This window comes from Cryomorpha ignava (genome assembly GCF_010686655.1).
GTDB lineage: Bacteria > Bacteroidota > Bacteroidia > Flavobacteriales_D > Cryomorphaceae > Cryomorpha > Cryomorpha ignava.
In genome coordinates, this window is record NZ_JAAGVY010000146.1 from 1 (window position 1) to 671 (window position 671).

Below are 671 nucleotides of genomic sequence, written 5' to 3' on the forward strand. Positions count from 1 at the left end.
AATAACTAAGTATTCGTCCCGCCGATAGGCCAGGGATGAATAATTTGTTGACGGATCCGGTTTCTCTCTATGGGGAAAGCCTTGCGTTTATCGTTTGTTTGTGTGATTTATTTTGGCAGATCTGCCGAGGTTAGTTGCCGAGTTTTAAACTCCAACACCATTTTTAATAACATAACGCCAAGTTTTTCGACTGTACGCTGGACTTTTAGTCACTTTCAGGCAAAAAGCTTTCCGCTGACGCATAGTCTTCCTGTCTCGCACTTTGCAAGGATGTTTCATAGCTGGTTATCAGACGATAATAATTCCTTCCAACCATGCGGCGGACCGCGCTGCCCAAAAGTCATTACGGTTTTCAGTTTTCCCTTTTTGCAGCTCGGACATCTCCGAAGAAGGGTCGGCTTCTCTTCGATGCACTTTATTGGTAAAGCGATTAGCGTCTTTTGCAGCGCAGGTAACTTCTCCTTTTTCCAGCTACTACTCAAAAAGCCATAATGCCTTATTCGCGTAAACCCTTTGGGCAAAACATGAAGTGCAAATCGGCGAACGAACTCTTTCGTTGAGAGTGTAAGCAGCTCTTTTTGGCCACCTTTTTTGTAATTCTTCACCTGGAAGGTTACTGTCTTTTTAGTTTTGTCTATTTGCTTAATCCGATAATTACTAATCGCAATTTT

The 671-nt window shown here is 42.8% G+C and carries 1 protein-coding gene; it reads right to left on the minus strand.

Annotation, left to right across the window (positions count from 1 at the left end; translation table 11 throughout):
• Nucleotides 1-275: 275 nt before the first annotated feature.
• Nucleotides 276-671 (minus strand): transposase (locus G3O08_RS20810; protein ID WP_204336984.1); only part of this gene is annotated, 396 nt, incomplete at its 5' end.